The sequence below is a fragment of the Longimonas haloalkaliphila genome, from assembly GCF_055379825.1.
On sequence record NZ_AP043948.1, the window covers coordinates 3,244,553 to 3,259,962 of the forward strand.

Sequence of the window (15,410 nt, forward strand, 5' to 3'; positions counted from 1 at the left end):
CCAAACAAAGAAGCAATTCTGCATGTCTCTCGTCTAATGCAGTGTATTCCATTTCGTTCATCTATCTGTTGCTGCTATGGAAACGACTGCATCCGACTTCTCGACCGACGTCATTGAAGCGAGCCGTACCACGCCTGTACTGGTAGACTTCTGGGCACCATGGTGCGGGCCCTGCCGGCAGCTTGGCCCCACGCTGGAGCAGCTCGATGCCGAGCGCGACGACTGGACGCTTGTAAAAGTGAACGTGGACGACCATAACGACCTGGCCCGTCAGTATGGCGTGCGCGGCATCCCAGCAGTGAAGCTGTTTGTGGATGGTACCGTGGAGGCTGAGTTTACAGGTGCGCTGCCCCGGCATGCTATCGAGCAGTGGCTGGATGAGCATCTGCCCAGCGAGGAGAAGGAGACGCTCAGCAAAGCGCAGGCTGCGCTACGCGACGGACGCCGCGAGGAGGCTGCCGAGCTGCTGGCTCCTCTTGCAGAAAGCGACGAGGCCTCTCCAGAAACGCTGCTGCTGTTAGCCAACGCGCTGGTGTTCGACGCCCCCGATCGGGCACTCACGCTTATCGACACGCTCGATGTGGCGGATCCGGCGCTTCGTCAGCAGCGCGAAACGGTGCAGACGCTCGGACGCCTGCTTACGCGTGATCCGGACCTGCCCGATACCGACACGGCCGACACGTATCGCGAGGCGCTTGCTGCACTGCGCAAGGAGGAGTTCGACGATGCGCTGTCGCACTTTATCGATGTCGTGCGCGAAGACCGCTCTCTCGACGATGACGGCGCCCGCAGAGCGTGTGTGGCACTCTTTACTCTGCTCGGGCCCGACCATCCGGTAACGAAGACACACCGCCGTACGTTCGATACCTCGCTTTATTAGGCAGCCTACCAACTCCGCTGGTCAGGGACTCTGCTCCACGCGACGCTCCTTCGGAAAGGCGCACCCGTGGCGCATCCCTCTGTACCCCTACTTTCTTATCGTTTACCCCCGTTCTATGCCCAAGCCCCGCGTTGACATTCCCGACGATGCTACATCCATGTACACGGCCACCATTCCGGTACGGTGGGGCGACATGGATGCTTTTCAGCACGTGAATAACATCCGGTTCATCCAGTACTTTGAGCAGACGCGGGTCGAGTGGCTGAATCGCATTCCAGATACAGGGTGGATGGGGGGCGCGGCCGGCCCGGTTGTGGCGCACACGGCATGCGCGTACAAGCGTCCGGTTACGCATCCTGCAACGGTGCGGATTGAGCTGCTGTCTGACGTGCCCGGACGCTCCAGCATCCAGACGTACTACCGCGTAACGACAGCGTCCGCACCGGATACCGTCGTTGCACGTGGATCGGCTTCAATCGTATGGATCTCGTTTGAAACCGGCCGCCCCGTTGAGCTGCCTGCACCGGTACGCGACGTACTCCCCGGATAACTCTGATCATACTGGTTTAGAGCAATGCAAAGGTCCACTCCTGCACGAGTGGGCCTTTTCTTATTTGGGACTGCGTGTTAGGGCTGTATCTCGTGCTCCTGTGCTCTTGATGGCGATTGGCATTTGCATACTTCGTTTCTGGTTCATATCATACCACCGTAACTGATTACGGTGGTTGTGAACTGCGCACCACAACGGACTACGTAGTCTCTATCGTGCCGTCTCTACTGCACCATCTCGTATCGGCCCTCTTACTCTTACGGTTTTTAGCTGCATGAGCAGTCTTACAACACGGCAGGAACAGATTGTGACGTTCATTGCCGACTACATGGGGATGTACAGCCGTGCCCCCACCGGAACGGAGATTGCCGACTATTTCGGGTGGAGTTCTCCCACAACGGCCTACGAGCAGCTTCGGTGGATCGAGAAGAAAGGCTTCATCGTGCGCGAGCGCTCCGGATCGCGAGGCCCACTTCGGCTCTCGCTGACTGATCGGGCCCGCCGATTCGTCGACGAGGGGTGGATGATGCTCGGCCGCATTCCTGCAGGCCCGCTCTCGGATGTGGCCGGCGAACACGTGGATCTGGTCGAGGGGCTGGAAGACCTGGTGCCGATCTCGCTCAAACCGGGCGACTACTTTTTGCGGGTTGACGGCGACTCGATGGTGGATGCAGGGCTCGCCGAGGGCGCCCTTGTCGTAGTACGATCGACCCAGGAAGCAACCAATGGCGACATCTGCGCGGTCTGGATTGACGGCGACGGCGGCACGCTGAAAACGGTTCGGTTCGAGAAAAGCACCGTGCATCTGATTCCACAAAACAGCGCATACACGCCTACCCAGTACCCCGCCGAGCGCGTTCGCATTCAAGGGGTGGTCGTTGCCGTACTCGACATTCGTCGCGTTTAAGAACTGACTGGTCTTCGCCCTGCGAGCCTATTTCTTTTTTTACTCATAGCCTCTTTTTCTCATGATCGGCTGCCTTTACGTACCCGAGTATCCCGCATGGTCGCTGAACTACCTGCATGCCCAGCACGGACGCACATCCGATGCCGGGGTCGCAGCTACCGAGTCGGAACAGGTTGTGGCGGCAACGCCCGCAGCACAGCGTGCTGGCGTCGTGGCGGGCATGTCGCTCTCGCATGCTCAAGAACGTGCGTCCGATGTCCGCTTCTTAGCGCGCGATCCGCGAACCGAGTCGGCCGTCTGGGTTGACGTGATGCAGGGCCTTAACGCACACACGCCGCGTATCGCCTCGGTACAGCCGGGTACGCTGTATTTTGATCCGGTGGATACGGAGCAGCTGTGCCACCACCTGGAAACGCTGCGCGTACAGGCAGCACTCGCCCCCGACCGGCCCGCAGCCCGCCTCGGTGCACTATGTGCTGAACCGGGCACGCTGATGCGTCTCGGACATGACGACACCGCCTCGCTCCTCTACCGGTTTCGCACGGAACGGCTACTTGAGCTCGGCTATCCGCTTGATATGCTGGAGGCGCTAACTGAACAGGGATACGATTCACTGGGCCACCTGCAGACGATATCACGGCGCTGGCTTGTAGACGCTTTTGGACGTCATGGCCGACGCCTGCACGCGTTGCTCCACCCGTCACGGGTCGATCGGTCTCCGGTGCCGTTCTACACAGCCCCCTCAACCGTGATGCGTGCTATGCGCTGGGATCGGCCTGCTGCCTACTGGGAGACGATCCAACCTGTTCTTGCTCGCCTGCTCAGTCAGGCCGTCAGCGAACTCGGTGCACAGACCTGTCAGCGCATCACGGTGCAGATGGTTGATGCTCGATCAGGGGCGGTTCTGCGCGACAGCCGTCTCCTACAGCATCCGACCCGGACGCGGAGCGCGCTCTCGCCCGTAGCGCACCAGTTGTTACGTGCTCTCACGCAGCCTGGCCTGGAAGTAAAAACGCTGCGCGTGATACTGGGTGTGCTGTCAGTCCCGGAGGTCTACCCCGACGTGTTCTTTCGGACCGCTCCGCCGCTGGCCGCGTCTTCAGAATCACGGGGTCTGGATGAAACAGCCGCGGTTGCCCACCCTGCCGTGGAAACACCTGCTTCGACTCTGCAGAAACGGGTGTGATGCCTCTGAATGTCTTGCGGCATCCCTCTGAAATAGCACTACCCTGAACAGCACTACCCTGAACAGCACTACCCTGAACAGCACTACCCTGAACAGCACTACCCTGAACAGCACTACCTGAAAGGCCTCCTCGACAGTTCGTACCATGCAGGGTCTCCCTCCGCAGAGAGCTTTGCAATCAAGCCTGGACGGACTCCTGGACTCCTGCAGGCTCCTGCTCACGGTACTGCATTTCGTAGAGGCGGCGGTAGAGTCCGTCGACCTTGAGCAGCTCGTCGTGGGTACCCTGCTCGCGTAGTTCGCCCTTGTGCATCACCAGAATCTGATCGGCATCACGAATGGTAGACAGGCGGTGCGCGATGGCAATGGTAGTACGATCTTCCGTAATGGCCTCCAGCGCATTCTGAATAAGCGTTTCTGTTTCGGTATCCACGCTTGACGTCGCTTCGTCAAGAACCATCACCTCAGGACGATAGAGCAGCGCCCGCACGAACGCCAGCAGCTGTCGCTGTCCGTGCGAGAGCGAAGCGCCCCGCTCCTTCACATCTTGCTGATAGCCGTCTGGCAGCTGTTCAATGAAGCGATCGGCCTGTACCATGTGCACGGCCTCTTCGATCGCCTCGCGCGATATGTTGTCGTTGCCAAGGGTCAGGTTCTGTTCGACCGTACCCGAGAACAAGAACACATCCTGCAGCACCATGCCAATGTGGCGACGCAGGTCGCGCAGTCGCAGCTCGCGAATGTCGACGCCATCAAGAAGAATACGTCCATGCTGAATGTCGTAGAAGCGCAGCAGCACATTCATCACGGTAGACTTCCCGGCGCCGGTAGCGCCCACAATCGCAGCCGTATCGCCCGGCTCAACGGTGAAGGAGATGTCGCGCAACACCCATTCGACCGACTCGACGGATGCAGGCGCATCCACGCGATCCACGTCGTCGTAGGTGAACCACATGTTCTCGAACGTGATGCGCCCCTTGATTGCATCGAGCTCGACAGGGGCGTCGTGCTCTTCCAGGGCTTTGTCGTCGTCGAGCAATCCAAAGATACGCTCGGCTCCAGCCATAGCGCGCTGTAGCGTGTTATACTGGTTCGAGAGCTCCCGAATCGGCTCAAAGAACTGCCGCGCGTACTGGATGAACGCAATAAGCACCCCCAGAGTGAGGGCCGGACTCACCATAGCCTGCAGTCCCCCAAACCAAAGCACCGCGGCTACGGCCACATCAGCGATAATCTGCACCGCAGGCCAGAAGATAGCAAAGTAAAAGATCGTCTGGATCTGTGCGTTGCGATGGTCATCGTTAATCTGCTTGAAGCGTCGCATCTCTTCCTGCTCGCGGTTGAAGAGCTGCACGATGCTCATCCCCGTAACGTGCTCCTGAATAAAGGAGTTGAGTCGCGAGATCTGCTTTCGGGTTTCGCGGTAGTGCGTGCGCACGTGGTTCCGAAACCAGAACGTAACCCACACCATGAGCGGCATCACCGTAAGCGTTACAATCGCCAGGGTGGGGTTGATCGCGAACATGAAGTAGGTAATGAACACCAGCCGAAAGAGATCACCCAGAATCACGACCACCCCCGAGGATAGCACGTCGCTAAGCGCCTCAACGTCGCTGGTAGTACGCGTAATGAGGCGCCCTACGGGCGTACGGTCGAAAAATTTGAGCGGCTGGCGCAGAACGAAGTCGAAGACGGTTGTACGCAGGTCGTAGATAGCACGCTGCCCGATCCACTGCGTCATGTAGTTCTTAATGAAGGCAAACACACCTTCTGTAAGAAGTGCCACAAGCAGAAACAGGACAATGGCCTGCAGCCCTGTTACTCCCCATGCACCGAGCGACTCGGCCTGTCCAATAATCCATCCTTGAATTCCATCAGCGCTTCCTCCGCCGTCGACAATGTACTGGTCAATGGCGATCTGGATAAGCAGCGGGCGCAATGGGCCAAGCATGGCCGCAACCAGAGTGATCAGCAGCGCGAGCACGACCCACCCGGCGTACGGCTTCAGGTATTTTCCGATACGCGTTACCAGACGACTATCCATCTGGTTGAAACGCTCTTTGTCGGAGGGCTCTTCTTTTCCCTTGTACGCATCATCGGCGTCCGACAGGTTAGCCGCATCACCAGATGAGCCGTCGCGCTGATTACGATGCGGTTGATCCGAACCGTTTGAAGTTTGCGAGCTTGAGGCCACGAGCCAGGGTGTCTTTTACGAATCTACGTGGTGCAACACACAACAGCATGCACTGCACATATCATCCTATCAACTCTTTTCGGTGACAGCGGGTTGCGTGTGTAAGCACGAAATGCTTTGGCAATCACACTGCCGTTACGGATTGCGAGCGTGTACGTCTGCCCTTGCACCGTATTTCACAAGATGTGTTGAAGCCTTTCGCTTCCTTGTGTAACTGATCTTACAGCGCACCGACGTGGTACGACTGCATCTCTACAGCACCATCGGTATTTGGGTGGATGCGCCGCGCCTCGGCTTCGAGGGGCGTCCAGTTCTCGTACCGGGCACTCAGGTGCCCGAGGAGCAGGTGCTCTGCACCGGCCTCGCGTGCAATCTGCGCTGCTTGCGAAGCTGTGCTATGCCCTGTTTCCTGCGCGCGTGCCGCATGATCATCTGCAAACGTCGCGTCGTGGTAGACCAGGTCGGCGCTCGATGCCAGTGCACGACTCCCTGCACACGGGCGCGTGTCGGTTACGTAGGCACAAGATACACCCGGACGTGGGGGCCCAAGCACCTGATCGGGTCGGATGCGTGTGCCGTCGTCGAGTGTTACGGTACGACCTGCTTTCAACCGTCCAAAGTCGGGCGGGTGCGTGACTCCGAGGGTGCGTGCTCGTTCCGCATCCAACTGCCCAACACGTGTGCGGGTCGTCCATCGATAGCCCATCACCGGCACGCGATGCTCAAGTGCGCGAGCCTCGATCCATGCATCAGGGCTTTTCCATACCGTGGTAGATGCCGGGGGCGGAGATGTTGTGCGCAGCATACATGCAAAGGGAAGATCATCTGGAGACGCTCCGGGTGTTGCCCTGAGCCAGGTGGCAAGTTCGGGCGGTCCAATGCATACAAGTGGATGCGTACGCTGATGCATCGCCATCGATGAGAGCAGTCCAGGCAGCCCGTAAGAGTGGTCGCCATGCAGATGCGTAATCGCAATCACATCGATGCGCGAAATCGATATATCGGCAGCACGGAGCCGGTACTGCGTTCCCTCTCCACAATCAAACAGCACATGGCGTCCGCGATGTGTAAGAAGAGCTGCCGAGAGATGGCGTCCGTGTGCAGGCACGGCTGAAGCGGTTCCCAGAGGGGTAAACGTAGGCATTGCAGCACCGGATACGGTAAGGATACGATTGAAAGCGGACAGGCACATGCTCCAGTGGCGCACCTCAAGAGGCGATGTTTTCTCACCTGTCTGGGGCAACAACACGCACACGGAAGTGCGAAACATATGCTATGCTACACATGGTAGTTCTCTGCATATCTACGCTGCCTACTACTTCTTTTGTCCCTGTCACGTGAGCAACGTTCCCATGAGTCCTGACTCCTACCGCCTCCCTGAAGGCAGTTCACGCGCTGCCCAGGCGCTCCGCACCGTAACATCCACGATCCAGCATCACGATGCACTGATGCGCCAGGCACGCGCCCTATACCGGATGAGCGATGCTCCGCTCCATGAAGAGCCGGCTACGATGTACTGGATTGATCGCTATCTGCGCTTTTACGACTCCAAGCCGCTTTATCGGCTGGACGCCAACCATGTCGCTGCCTTTCTCTCGTTTGTAGCCACAACGGCCACATGTGAAGAAGCCGAGTCTGCGCTGCGTTTCTTTCACGACCGTGTGCTACATCGCCCGTTGCCGGGTGATCTCACGTATCACCTGCGCGAGACACCTACGCCTGAACGCCATAAGGCGTCGGCCACCCGGTCGCTCTGGACGCTCCCTGCATAGGAGCATGGCAGAACGTGCTGAGGCTGAAGTGTTGTTGCCCTACCCGGTTCTGATCACGACCGGATCGGTGAGATACCTTCATGTTCGCAGTTCACCTTTACCTTGCCAAGGCTTCACTTTGAACTACGCTTCGGTGGTAGTGCCAGGTATTTCGATACAGGCTGTACAGGTTCTTAGAAGTGATGAGCCAGTGCTCTGAAGAAGCGGCGCACGCGGCGCTCATTAACACCGAGATCACTGTAACCGACCCGACTTGCACTACGGATATACAGCGTGCTTCCTCCGTTATCTGACGGGCGTACGGCGATGTGGACATCGTCGTTAAAAACAAAGGCTACGCGGTATACCGCCTGGGCCGAATGGTTATCGGGATCGGTTTCGCAGGAAGTAGGATTCAGATCAGCAAGGGCTGCAAGGGCTGCCTGGTAAACCCGTTTAGGAGCGGCTTCGAATGTGCGCTGTACGCGCTCACAGTTTGGTGTATCAGGACAAGGTGGAACAGGAGTAGGCACAGCGCTGATTTGGTCTATGGATGGAGGAGGTGCGACAGCCAAGCGCATTCACGGCATTGCAGAAGCGTCAGCCTGTTCTTGCAGGCCGCGCTCGTCGTTGTACTTCGACGGGCACTTCACCAGAATATAGTCGGCGATAAACACGTCGTCGCCGGCGTAGCCTTCAATAACGAGTTGCTCGGCCTCTTCGAAGTTAGCCGGCTTAGGATCGTTGTACTGCACCTCACGAACAACGCCTGCCTCATCACGCATGTGGAAAGTAAAGACGTTGCGCTCCGTATCGTAATTGGTTGGCTGTTCTTTAACCCAGTCGCCCACAACATGAGCTTTCGAACCACTGGCTTCGGCTTCAGCAAAGCCCATGTAGCCGCCAACCTGACTTCCAAAGTTGAAGAACAGCAGGGCTCCGAAGCCAATCATAAGCATGAAGCCGATAATCTTTTTAGGACGCATGGAAAATTAGAAACTGTTGGAGTAAAAGGGCAGATACGTCCATCACGTATCCTCTGAAATCGAGTCGTCTACGCGGCGTTCCAGCCTATCAATTTTTTGGTCGGTCCGGTAGAGATAGACCATAATACCGATCCACACAATGAGCAGTACCGCCACGACAACATAGATCTTACCATCGGCCGTCATGACTTTTTCGAGCGCATCGGGCTCTGCTGTTGGCATAGGCGTTTCGGTCCACATCGTGTCGCGGGTTATCACGTCAGCAGCAGACTCAACAGGGTGGATTGTCATACGGGGGAGGTCTATCAGCAGGAAATGGCAGCCGCAAGATGCTTAGCGGGAGGGAGTAAGCAGTGCCGAAGCGCGCTCACGCCATTCGACGACAGCCAGTCGCACGCGCTGTGTGTACATCATCCAGAACAGCCCAAAGAAAGCAAGCACCGACGGATAGAAGATCCACCGCATAGATGGAGCCAGATCCGTCTGTGAGAGCGCGGGGCTGCCATCGGCACCGGGGTGCAAGCTTGCCATCTGGTTCGGCAGGATGTAGAGCAAAAACGGCATTGTCACGAAAGCAAACAGATTGTATACCGCCGCGATACGCCCTCGCATGGCATCGGACTCTACGCTCGACCGCAGCGCAAAATAAGCGCCATAGATAAGCATAAGCACAAGTGCCATGCTCTGCTTCGGATCCCAGTTCCACCACTTGCCGGTGCCTTCGTACCAGGTGAAGCGTGCCCACACCATACCGGTTATGAGCCCGAGAATCCCGAACGCAATAGCCAGGCGTGCCGCCTCACGCGCACGGATGTCGCGCACGATGCTTCCTGTGCGCAAATACTGTGCTGAATGGTAAGCTGACACAAGCGTTGCCCCCATCAGAGTAAACCACATGGGCACGTGGAAATAAAGGCTACGTGCCGATTCTTCGATGATGGCGAGTTGCGGTATCTCACGGAGGAAACCGAGCACGATCACCACCGACATCGTGACAAATACCCCCCCCTGAATGACCCGGTATAACCGGGGGCGGCCAAGTACTGGAGGTGGTGAAGCAGCCATAAGAAGCAGCGCGTGTAGTGTACGATTACGTTACATGGTACAATGAGACTACCGGCGTATTCCCGGGACGTCGGTGAATTCAAGGCAAAGCAGAATTACATCTCGTACCCCAAGGCGCTTTGCATCCTACGTATCCTACAGCCTTATGACCCCACGTCTCGTCGTGCCTTTATACCCTCTGGTATTAACTGCGTCTGCCTTGTCTGTAGCGACAGTCCAGTCGTGAGCCGGTATGCAGGCATTTATTACAGGGAGAGAGCATACGCATCCCAGCTGCCGAGAGTGAGCAAGCCACATGCCTATCACCAGCTTCGCATCACCGGCTTCGCATCACCGGCTTCGCATCACCGGCTTCGCATCACCGGCTTCGCATCACCGGCTTCGCATCACCGGCTTCGCATCACCGGCTTCGCACGTCTTGCACGCGGCGTACCAGGGCGATCACGAACCCGACTGAGAGCATGATAAAGCCGATCCACACCAGACTAATGAGGGGTTTCACGCTGGCCTGAACCACAACCCAGTCGTCGGGCATCACATCGACGCCATCAATAGCAAAGTTAGCGCGCCCTGTGTCCACATCCATATCGGTGAAGGCGAGCCGGATTCCCCAGTCTTCAATATGAGCTTCCACGTACCGCTCCTGATTGTCGTTCGTCACCATGTAAACGGGATCGAGGCGACGCATCTCATTCGTTTCAAGGTCTGTCATCTCAATAACAGCCGCTACTGCCAATCGGGTATCAGCAGAGAGGTCGTGTTCGGGCACCTCCATGTCGAATCCCTTGAACGCGATTGCATATTCATCATTGCCGATGACCGTCGAATCGCCCCGAGCCAGTTGAAACTCGCCGCCGGTTACATCGGGATCATCGTCAATTCCTGTAGCAGCACGTGGCGTTACAGCGACAAACAGGTCTTGCTCAAAGAATTTCTTCACGCCGGGATGCATGAACCACTGGCCATCGTCGGCCTGATACGCCTCGGGAGTCAGCGTGTAGCTACGGCCCTGCCGGTCGGTAACATCGAGCATGTATTCATCACGCCCATAGTCGTTCACCTGACGGTCGCGATACGTAACCTGGTACCCACTTACGACACGGGTTTCACCACGAGCCAGCACAAAGTTCTCGCGCGCGTTATTCTCGATATCGGCGGTTGTGCGAATCTGGTCAAGTAGTGGAAGAGGGCGGTCGAATGCGCTCGACGCAACGATTCCCAGCATCATGATGGCGAACCCGATGTGCGTAACCGCCCCACCGGCCATACGCGGGTTTCCGCGCCCGATGCGCCAGAGCACAGCTCCATTTCCGAAAAGCGAAAAGAACGAACCAAATATGAGCATCAGCAGCATGAGGGCATAGCCGTACGTATCCCAGAAGACCCCGAAGCCTTCCGTGAAGCTGGCTTGCGCGAACTCTTGGGCAGGCACGTCGGCGGGCAGAATCACCGTCTGCTCCGCGAAGGGCGTAAGCACCAGAATCGCAATCGTCGCTGCAGCAGCTGCAGCGAGCGGCTTGATTACGACACGGTTGAGCTGTTGCACGCCCATCTTGCTCCACCACATGAGCTGTCCAACACCGGCCAAGAACACCAGCCCCAGCGCAAGCGGAAGGGTCCACCGGTTGTAGAACTCAATCGGCACAGTTGAGGGGGATTCGTGGAAAATATGCCCGAGAATAGGCGTACTCGTGCCCAGAATGACCACAGCACTGATTGCTGTAAGGATCATGGCGCCCGAGAAGATCATGAACTCACGCGAGATGATACGCGGCTCCTTCTCCGGCTCAGGGAGCTCGTTATAGCGCCAGGCAAACATACCCAAGCCCAGCAACCCCATCCCCACGATCCAGATAAGCAACTGGTTGTAGAGCCCGAGATCCACAAAGGAGTGTACTGACACATCCCCAAGGATGCCGCTACGAGTCAGAAACGTGGAGTACACCACAAAGATGTACGCCAGAATGCTCAGGATGAGCGCGGCCTTATGGCTTGACCCGCTTTTTTTCTGAACCAGCATGGTGTGAAGAGCGGCCACGCCCAGAAGCCATGGTACGAGCGATGAGTTTTCGACCGGATCCCACGCCCAGTAGCCGCCAAACGAGAGCGTAACGTACGCCCAGTAGCCGCCCATGGCGATGCCCACGCCAAGCATCAGAATGGCAAAGATCGTCCAAGGAAGCGCAGGGCGTACCCACTGTGTATATTTACGCTTCCAGAGCGCCGATATCGCAAAGGCGAAAGGCACAACCATAGAAGCAAACCCCATGAATAGCACTGGAGGATGAATCGTCATCCACGGGTTCTGTAGCAAGTCGTTCAAGCCCTGTCCGTCAGCAGGGATGAAATGCGGGTTATCCTGAAAGATCGGCGCAGTCGGAAATTTCTCGGCGAGCGTCATAAACGGAGACGCGCCGATCGGCATGCTCCCGAACTGAAGCCCTACGACCATCGAGAGCAATGCAAACTGGCAGAGCGCAACAACAGCCATGACGGGCGCTTCATAACGGCGCTTCACGTAGCTGATGAGCAGCCCCCCGGTTACGCACATCATGATTCCCCAGAACAGGAACGACCCTTCCTGTCCGGCCCAGAACGCCGAAATCAAATACCGCAGCGGAAGTTCGTTTGACGTCTGCTGGTACACGTACGCGTACTGGTACTGATGCGTTAGCAGCAGATACCACAGGATACCCGAAGCAACGAGCACGCCGGCCGTCATCGCGCCCCAGGACCAGCGCCCGGCCAGCGTCCATAACCGTTTTTCGGCACCAATACTCGCCTGCGCTGCCCAGAAAAACGTGATACCCGACAGCGCACAGGCCACGAAGGCGGTGATAATGAAGAGTTCGCCTACTGTACCAAGCATAGAAAGACGACCAAGAGGGGAATGAGGGTACGTACGTTATCTGAAAATTAGGATCTGGCGTACGGTTCCTAAAAGCTCGCTCCAAAGGCAGGTGCGCGTTCGTATTCATCCTAATTTGCGCGCACGCTTTCTACAGGGTATAGCACGGGGATAGCACGCAATGATAGCGCGTAATTCTCGGATGCACGCAGTGTCTGAATACGCTTCCTCCGGTACAGGTCGCGGTACAAGTCACGACATGCGGCATCGCGGCGCCGAGCAGCACCGTGTAGCGATTTGCCTGCTTCTACTTGCCTATTTTGGTAGCGGTTCAATGATAAGTGATTGTCGTGTAGCTGACACTATCGGATCCGGCTCAACCCCCTCTGTCTACCGACATCTCCCCCTTGGACAAGGGGGAGAAGCCCAAAGGGAGAGGGGGTTCGAACAAGACAAACCTGTAGTGTCTGATAGCCTTATCACTTAGCGTCTACCCACTACCCCTATTTCTACCTGCTTATGATGAGGGCATCTCAGATGGCGTGCGTTGGCGTAGGCGGTACATAGTCGCCATCAGATACAGCGCGTACAGGCTAAGGGCAGCCAGCGCCCACCGACCAAGCAGCCAGGGATCTGCAGCGTCATGTAAAAGAGCGCTGTACGCCTGAGGCGGCCCGTACCATGCCTGGCATGCTGCGCTCGCATCCCCCGTAACCGCACACGACAGCAGCGGAAGCATCGACAGCAGCCCGGCAATCGAGTAGACCACAACGAAGTACCACCATACCCGGTAGACGCGCGCCTGCCACGAGGTAGGTTCAGGAAGCGGGTTCGTCCACAAAGCTCCAATATCGCCTCGCCACAGCACCAGTGGAATGATTGCCCGCGCAGCCACGCTCGTCACAAACCCAATCGTCATCTCAGCAATCCAAAGGTAGACCGTAATGCCCAGAAGCGCTGCAGCCCGCCAGTATGCCAACATGCGCTTGCGCACATCGGGGCGTTTCACCGAAGCAAGAAGCAGTGCCAGCGGCACAATAATGAGCGTAACCGTGGCAAACGCAAACTCTGCGTAGGCCACGCGGTGCCAGTCAAGTGAATCCATCAAACAGTGCACAATTGGAGAGCATCAATGTTTATTAGGATACAACGCATATATCACTGTTTCCACCTGCCCCATAACGCGTTGTCTCATGCGCAACGAAAACGACCTTCCCTGTGGCCCGTAGCCCGCCTGGAGCCCGTCTACTGGCCCCTGCATTGAATCTTTAATTCAATACTATGCCTGCCTCTGCATTTCTGTCGTGATGCGTTGTATGTTGAGCGCATGCATTCTGTGAAGCAACGCACCCTGTACGTGCTTATTTTTTCTCCTATCCCCGACTTTTACATGCCCCCGTTACGCTACGCCTTCACGATAAGCCTTGTAGCTCTTTTTCTGCTTTTGGGATGCGAGGCGGATGCGCCCTCTCCTGAATACGATGCCGCTACAGATGCTCCTGCAGATGTAGAAACCAATGCTCAAGCAGAGTCTGCACAGGATGCATACTGGGAGCGGATGCGCGCCCAGTGTGGCAATGCCTATCCCGGTGCACTTGAGCGCGAACCCGAAGGCGACGAGATGCTCGATGGCGATGAGATGCTCATTGCTCACTGGCGCGTGTGCGAGGACGACCGCATCGAGATTCCCTTTCACATCGAAACCGACGAGGGGTGGGACCGCTCCCGCACGTGGATCCTAACACGGCATGAGCATAGCCTCGAGATTCGCCACGACCACCGTACCCCCGACGGCGCACCTGACGAGAACACGATGTATGGCGGGTTTACAGAAGATGCGGGCACGGCAACTCGACAGGAGTTTCTCTCAGAAGAACGTACCGAGGAGACCGGCATCTGGCGTGGGTGGCGGCTGGACATTGAGCCGGGTACGCGGTATAGCTACGGCACCGTACGAGGCGAAGACTGGAGCTGGCGTGTCGACTTCGACCTCTCAGAACCCATCGATCCGCCTCCGGCTCCCTGGGGCCACGAAGATACCCCCCCATCAGAAACGCCTGATGCATAACGTAACCCTACCCCCGCGTGCCTCGTTAATGTGTTAATGTATAGGCGTCTGGAAGGGTGAAGGCGTGGATAACGGGAAGCTGGGCGACCAGAACGCCCAGCCGCTCATCCCTCTCCACCGGTCCACAGCCCTTTCATAGCCAGATCCGGTGGCGCGCAGACACACAGTGCAGACACACAGTGCAGACACACAGTGCAGACACACAGTGCAGACACACAGTGCAGACACACAGTGCAGACACACAGTGCAGACACACAGTGCAGACACACAGTGCAGCAACGGGACAACCGGACCTGGCATAATCCCTGATTGGGTAGTGGGTAGACGCTAAGTGACAAAGCTATCAGCCACTGCAGGCTTGTCTTGTTCGCCATCATCCGCCTCTTTTTCCATTAAACCGCCCTTTTCTATGCGTATCCAATCGATCTTTATTGGTGGCGTGGTCGTCGGCATCCTGAGCACATCGTACCTCTCGCTCATCAACGTGCTATGTTGTCTCGGCGTCGTGCTGGGTGGGGGCGTTGCCTCGTGGCACTACGTTACAACCACCCGCACCGCCATCGACCCGGTCGAAGGCGCCACGCTTGGTGCCGGCGCCGGCATCGTAGGCTCGCTCTTAGGCGGACTCTTCGACTGGATCCTGCGTCCGCTCAGTCTCGACGGGGAATCCATCATACAGGGGTTCTTTGGCGAAGAGTTTGAGCAGATGATGCAGGGCCAGGAACAGGCCATGCAAGAACCAGGACTCGGTGCCATGATCGTAGGGCTTATCATGGGCGCCATTCTCTGGGCTGTCTTTGGCGGCATCGGAGGAGCAATAGCAGCCTCATTGGTTAAAGGCGACAACGATGACACCCCACACCCGGAGTCCGACACTCCGAGCGATCCCCGCGACGAGCCGTCGTGGTAAACCGGTCCATGCGTGGATCATGCTCTGAGCCGCGCCCATCCGAGACGTTCGTCTTCTGTACTACG

15 protein-coding genes are annotated in these 15,410 nt (G+C 57.4%); 7 read left to right on the forward strand and 8 right to left on the reverse strand.

Annotated features, from left to right (window positions below):
• Window positions 1-76 precede the first annotated feature (76 nt).
• From ACZ48V_RS12635 to ACZ48V_RS12650, 4 genes are all read left to right on the forward strand, one after another.
• Window positions 77-880 (forward strand): tetratricopeptide repeat protein, encoded by an 804-nt coding sequence (locus ACZ48V_RS12635; protein ID WP_464539658.1) that lies wholly within the window; start codon window positions 77-79, stop codon window positions 878-880.
• 115 nt (window positions 881-995) lie between these two features.
• Window positions 996-1,430, forward strand: coding sequence for an acyl-CoA thioesterase (locus tag ACZ48V_RS12640; RefSeq protein WP_464539659.1), 435 nt, complete (start codon window positions 996-998; stop codon window positions 1,428-1,430).
• 274 nt (window positions 1,431-1,704) lie between these two features.
• Window positions 1,705-2,337: a transcriptional repressor LexA gene (gene lexA / locus ACZ48V_RS12645; RefSeq protein WP_464539661.1), complete on the forward strand. Its 633-nt coding sequence runs from the start codon at window positions 1,705-1,707 to the stop codon at window positions 2,335-2,337.
• Between the two features lie 61 nt (window positions 2,338-2,398).
• Window positions 2,399-3,523, forward strand: a complete 1,125-nt coding sequence (locus ACZ48V_RS12650) for a Y-family DNA polymerase (protein ID WP_464539662.1) — start codon at window positions 2,399-2,401, stop codon at window positions 3,521-3,523.
• A 178-nt stretch (window positions 3,524-3,701) separates the two neighbouring features.
• On the opposite strand, the gene ACZ48V_RS12655 is transcribed toward ACZ48V_RS12650, so the two are convergent.
• Entirely contained in the window at window positions 3,702-5,717 is a 2,016-nt protein-coding gene (locus ACZ48V_RS12655; protein ID WP_464539664.1) for an ABC transporter ATP-binding protein, read from the reverse strand.
• Between the two features lie 220 nt (window positions 5,718-5,937).
• The gene (locus ACZ48V_RS12660) at window positions 5,938-6,861 is read right to left on the reverse strand and encodes a ribonuclease Z (protein WP_464539666.1); all 924 of its coding nucleotides are present in this window, start codon (window positions 6,859-6,861) and stop codon (window positions 5,938-5,940) included.
• A 208-nt stretch (window positions 6,862-7,069) separates the two neighbouring features.
• Here ACZ48V_RS12660 and ACZ48V_RS12665 point away from each other — a divergent pair, with 208 nt between their 5' ends.
• Window positions 7,070-7,489, forward strand: coding sequence for a phage integrase N-terminal SAM-like domain-containing protein (locus ACZ48V_RS12665; protein ID WP_464539668.1), 420 nt, complete (start codon window positions 7,070-7,072; stop codon window positions 7,487-7,489).
• Between the two features lie 173 nt (window positions 7,490-7,662).
• On the opposite strand, the gene ACZ48V_RS12670 is transcribed toward ACZ48V_RS12665, so the two are convergent.
• The 6 genes from ACZ48V_RS12670 to ACZ48V_RS12695 form a co-directional block, all read right to left on the reverse strand.
• Window positions 7,663-8,001, reverse strand: a complete 339-nt coding sequence (locus tag ACZ48V_RS12670; protein WP_464539670.1) for a DUF1499 domain-containing protein — start codon at window positions 7,999-8,001, stop codon at window positions 7,663-7,665.
• A gap of 48 nt (window positions 8,002-8,049) precedes the next feature.
• Entirely contained in the window at window positions 8,050-8,454 is a 405-nt protein-coding gene (locus ACZ48V_RS12675) for a cytochrome c maturation protein CcmE domain-containing protein (RefSeq protein WP_464539672.1), read from the reverse strand.
• A 42-nt stretch (window positions 8,455-8,496) separates the two neighbouring features.
• Window positions 8,497-8,745, reverse strand: a complete 249-nt coding sequence (locus tag ACZ48V_RS12680; protein ID WP_464539674.1) for a CcmD family protein — start codon at window positions 8,743-8,745, stop codon at window positions 8,497-8,499.
• 42 nt (window positions 8,746-8,787) lie between these two features.
• Complete coding sequence (locus tag ACZ48V_RS12685) at window positions 8,788-9,519, reverse strand: cytochrome c biogenesis protein (RefSeq protein WP_464539676.1); 732 nt, start codon at window positions 9,517-9,519, stop codon at window positions 8,788-8,790.
• Between the two features lie 400 nt (window positions 9,520-9,919).
• Window positions 9,920-12,388: a heme lyase CcmF/NrfE family subunit gene (locus tag ACZ48V_RS12690; protein ID WP_464539678.1), complete on the reverse strand. Its 2,469-nt coding sequence runs from the start codon at window positions 12,386-12,388 to the stop codon at window positions 9,920-9,922.
• Between the two features lie 496 nt (window positions 12,389-12,884).
• Complete coding sequence (locus ACZ48V_RS12695; RefSeq protein ID WP_464539680.1) at window positions 12,885-13,472, reverse strand: DUF3177 family protein; 588 nt, start codon at window positions 13,470-13,472, stop codon at window positions 12,885-12,887.
• Window positions 13,473-13,757: 285 nt separating this feature from the next.
• Between ACZ48V_RS12695 and ACZ48V_RS12700 the strand changes: the two genes are divergently transcribed.
• Window positions 13,758-14,435, forward strand: a complete 678-nt coding sequence (locus tag ACZ48V_RS12700) for a hypothetical protein (protein WP_464539682.1) — start codon at window positions 13,758-13,760, stop codon at window positions 14,433-14,435.
• Between the two features lie 409 nt (window positions 14,436-14,844).
• Window positions 14,845-15,345 (forward strand): hypothetical protein, encoded by a 501-nt coding sequence (locus ACZ48V_RS12705; RefSeq protein WP_353562755.1) that lies wholly within the window; start codon window positions 14,845-14,847, stop codon window positions 15,343-15,345.
• Window positions 15,346-15,410 lie beyond the last annotated feature (65 nt).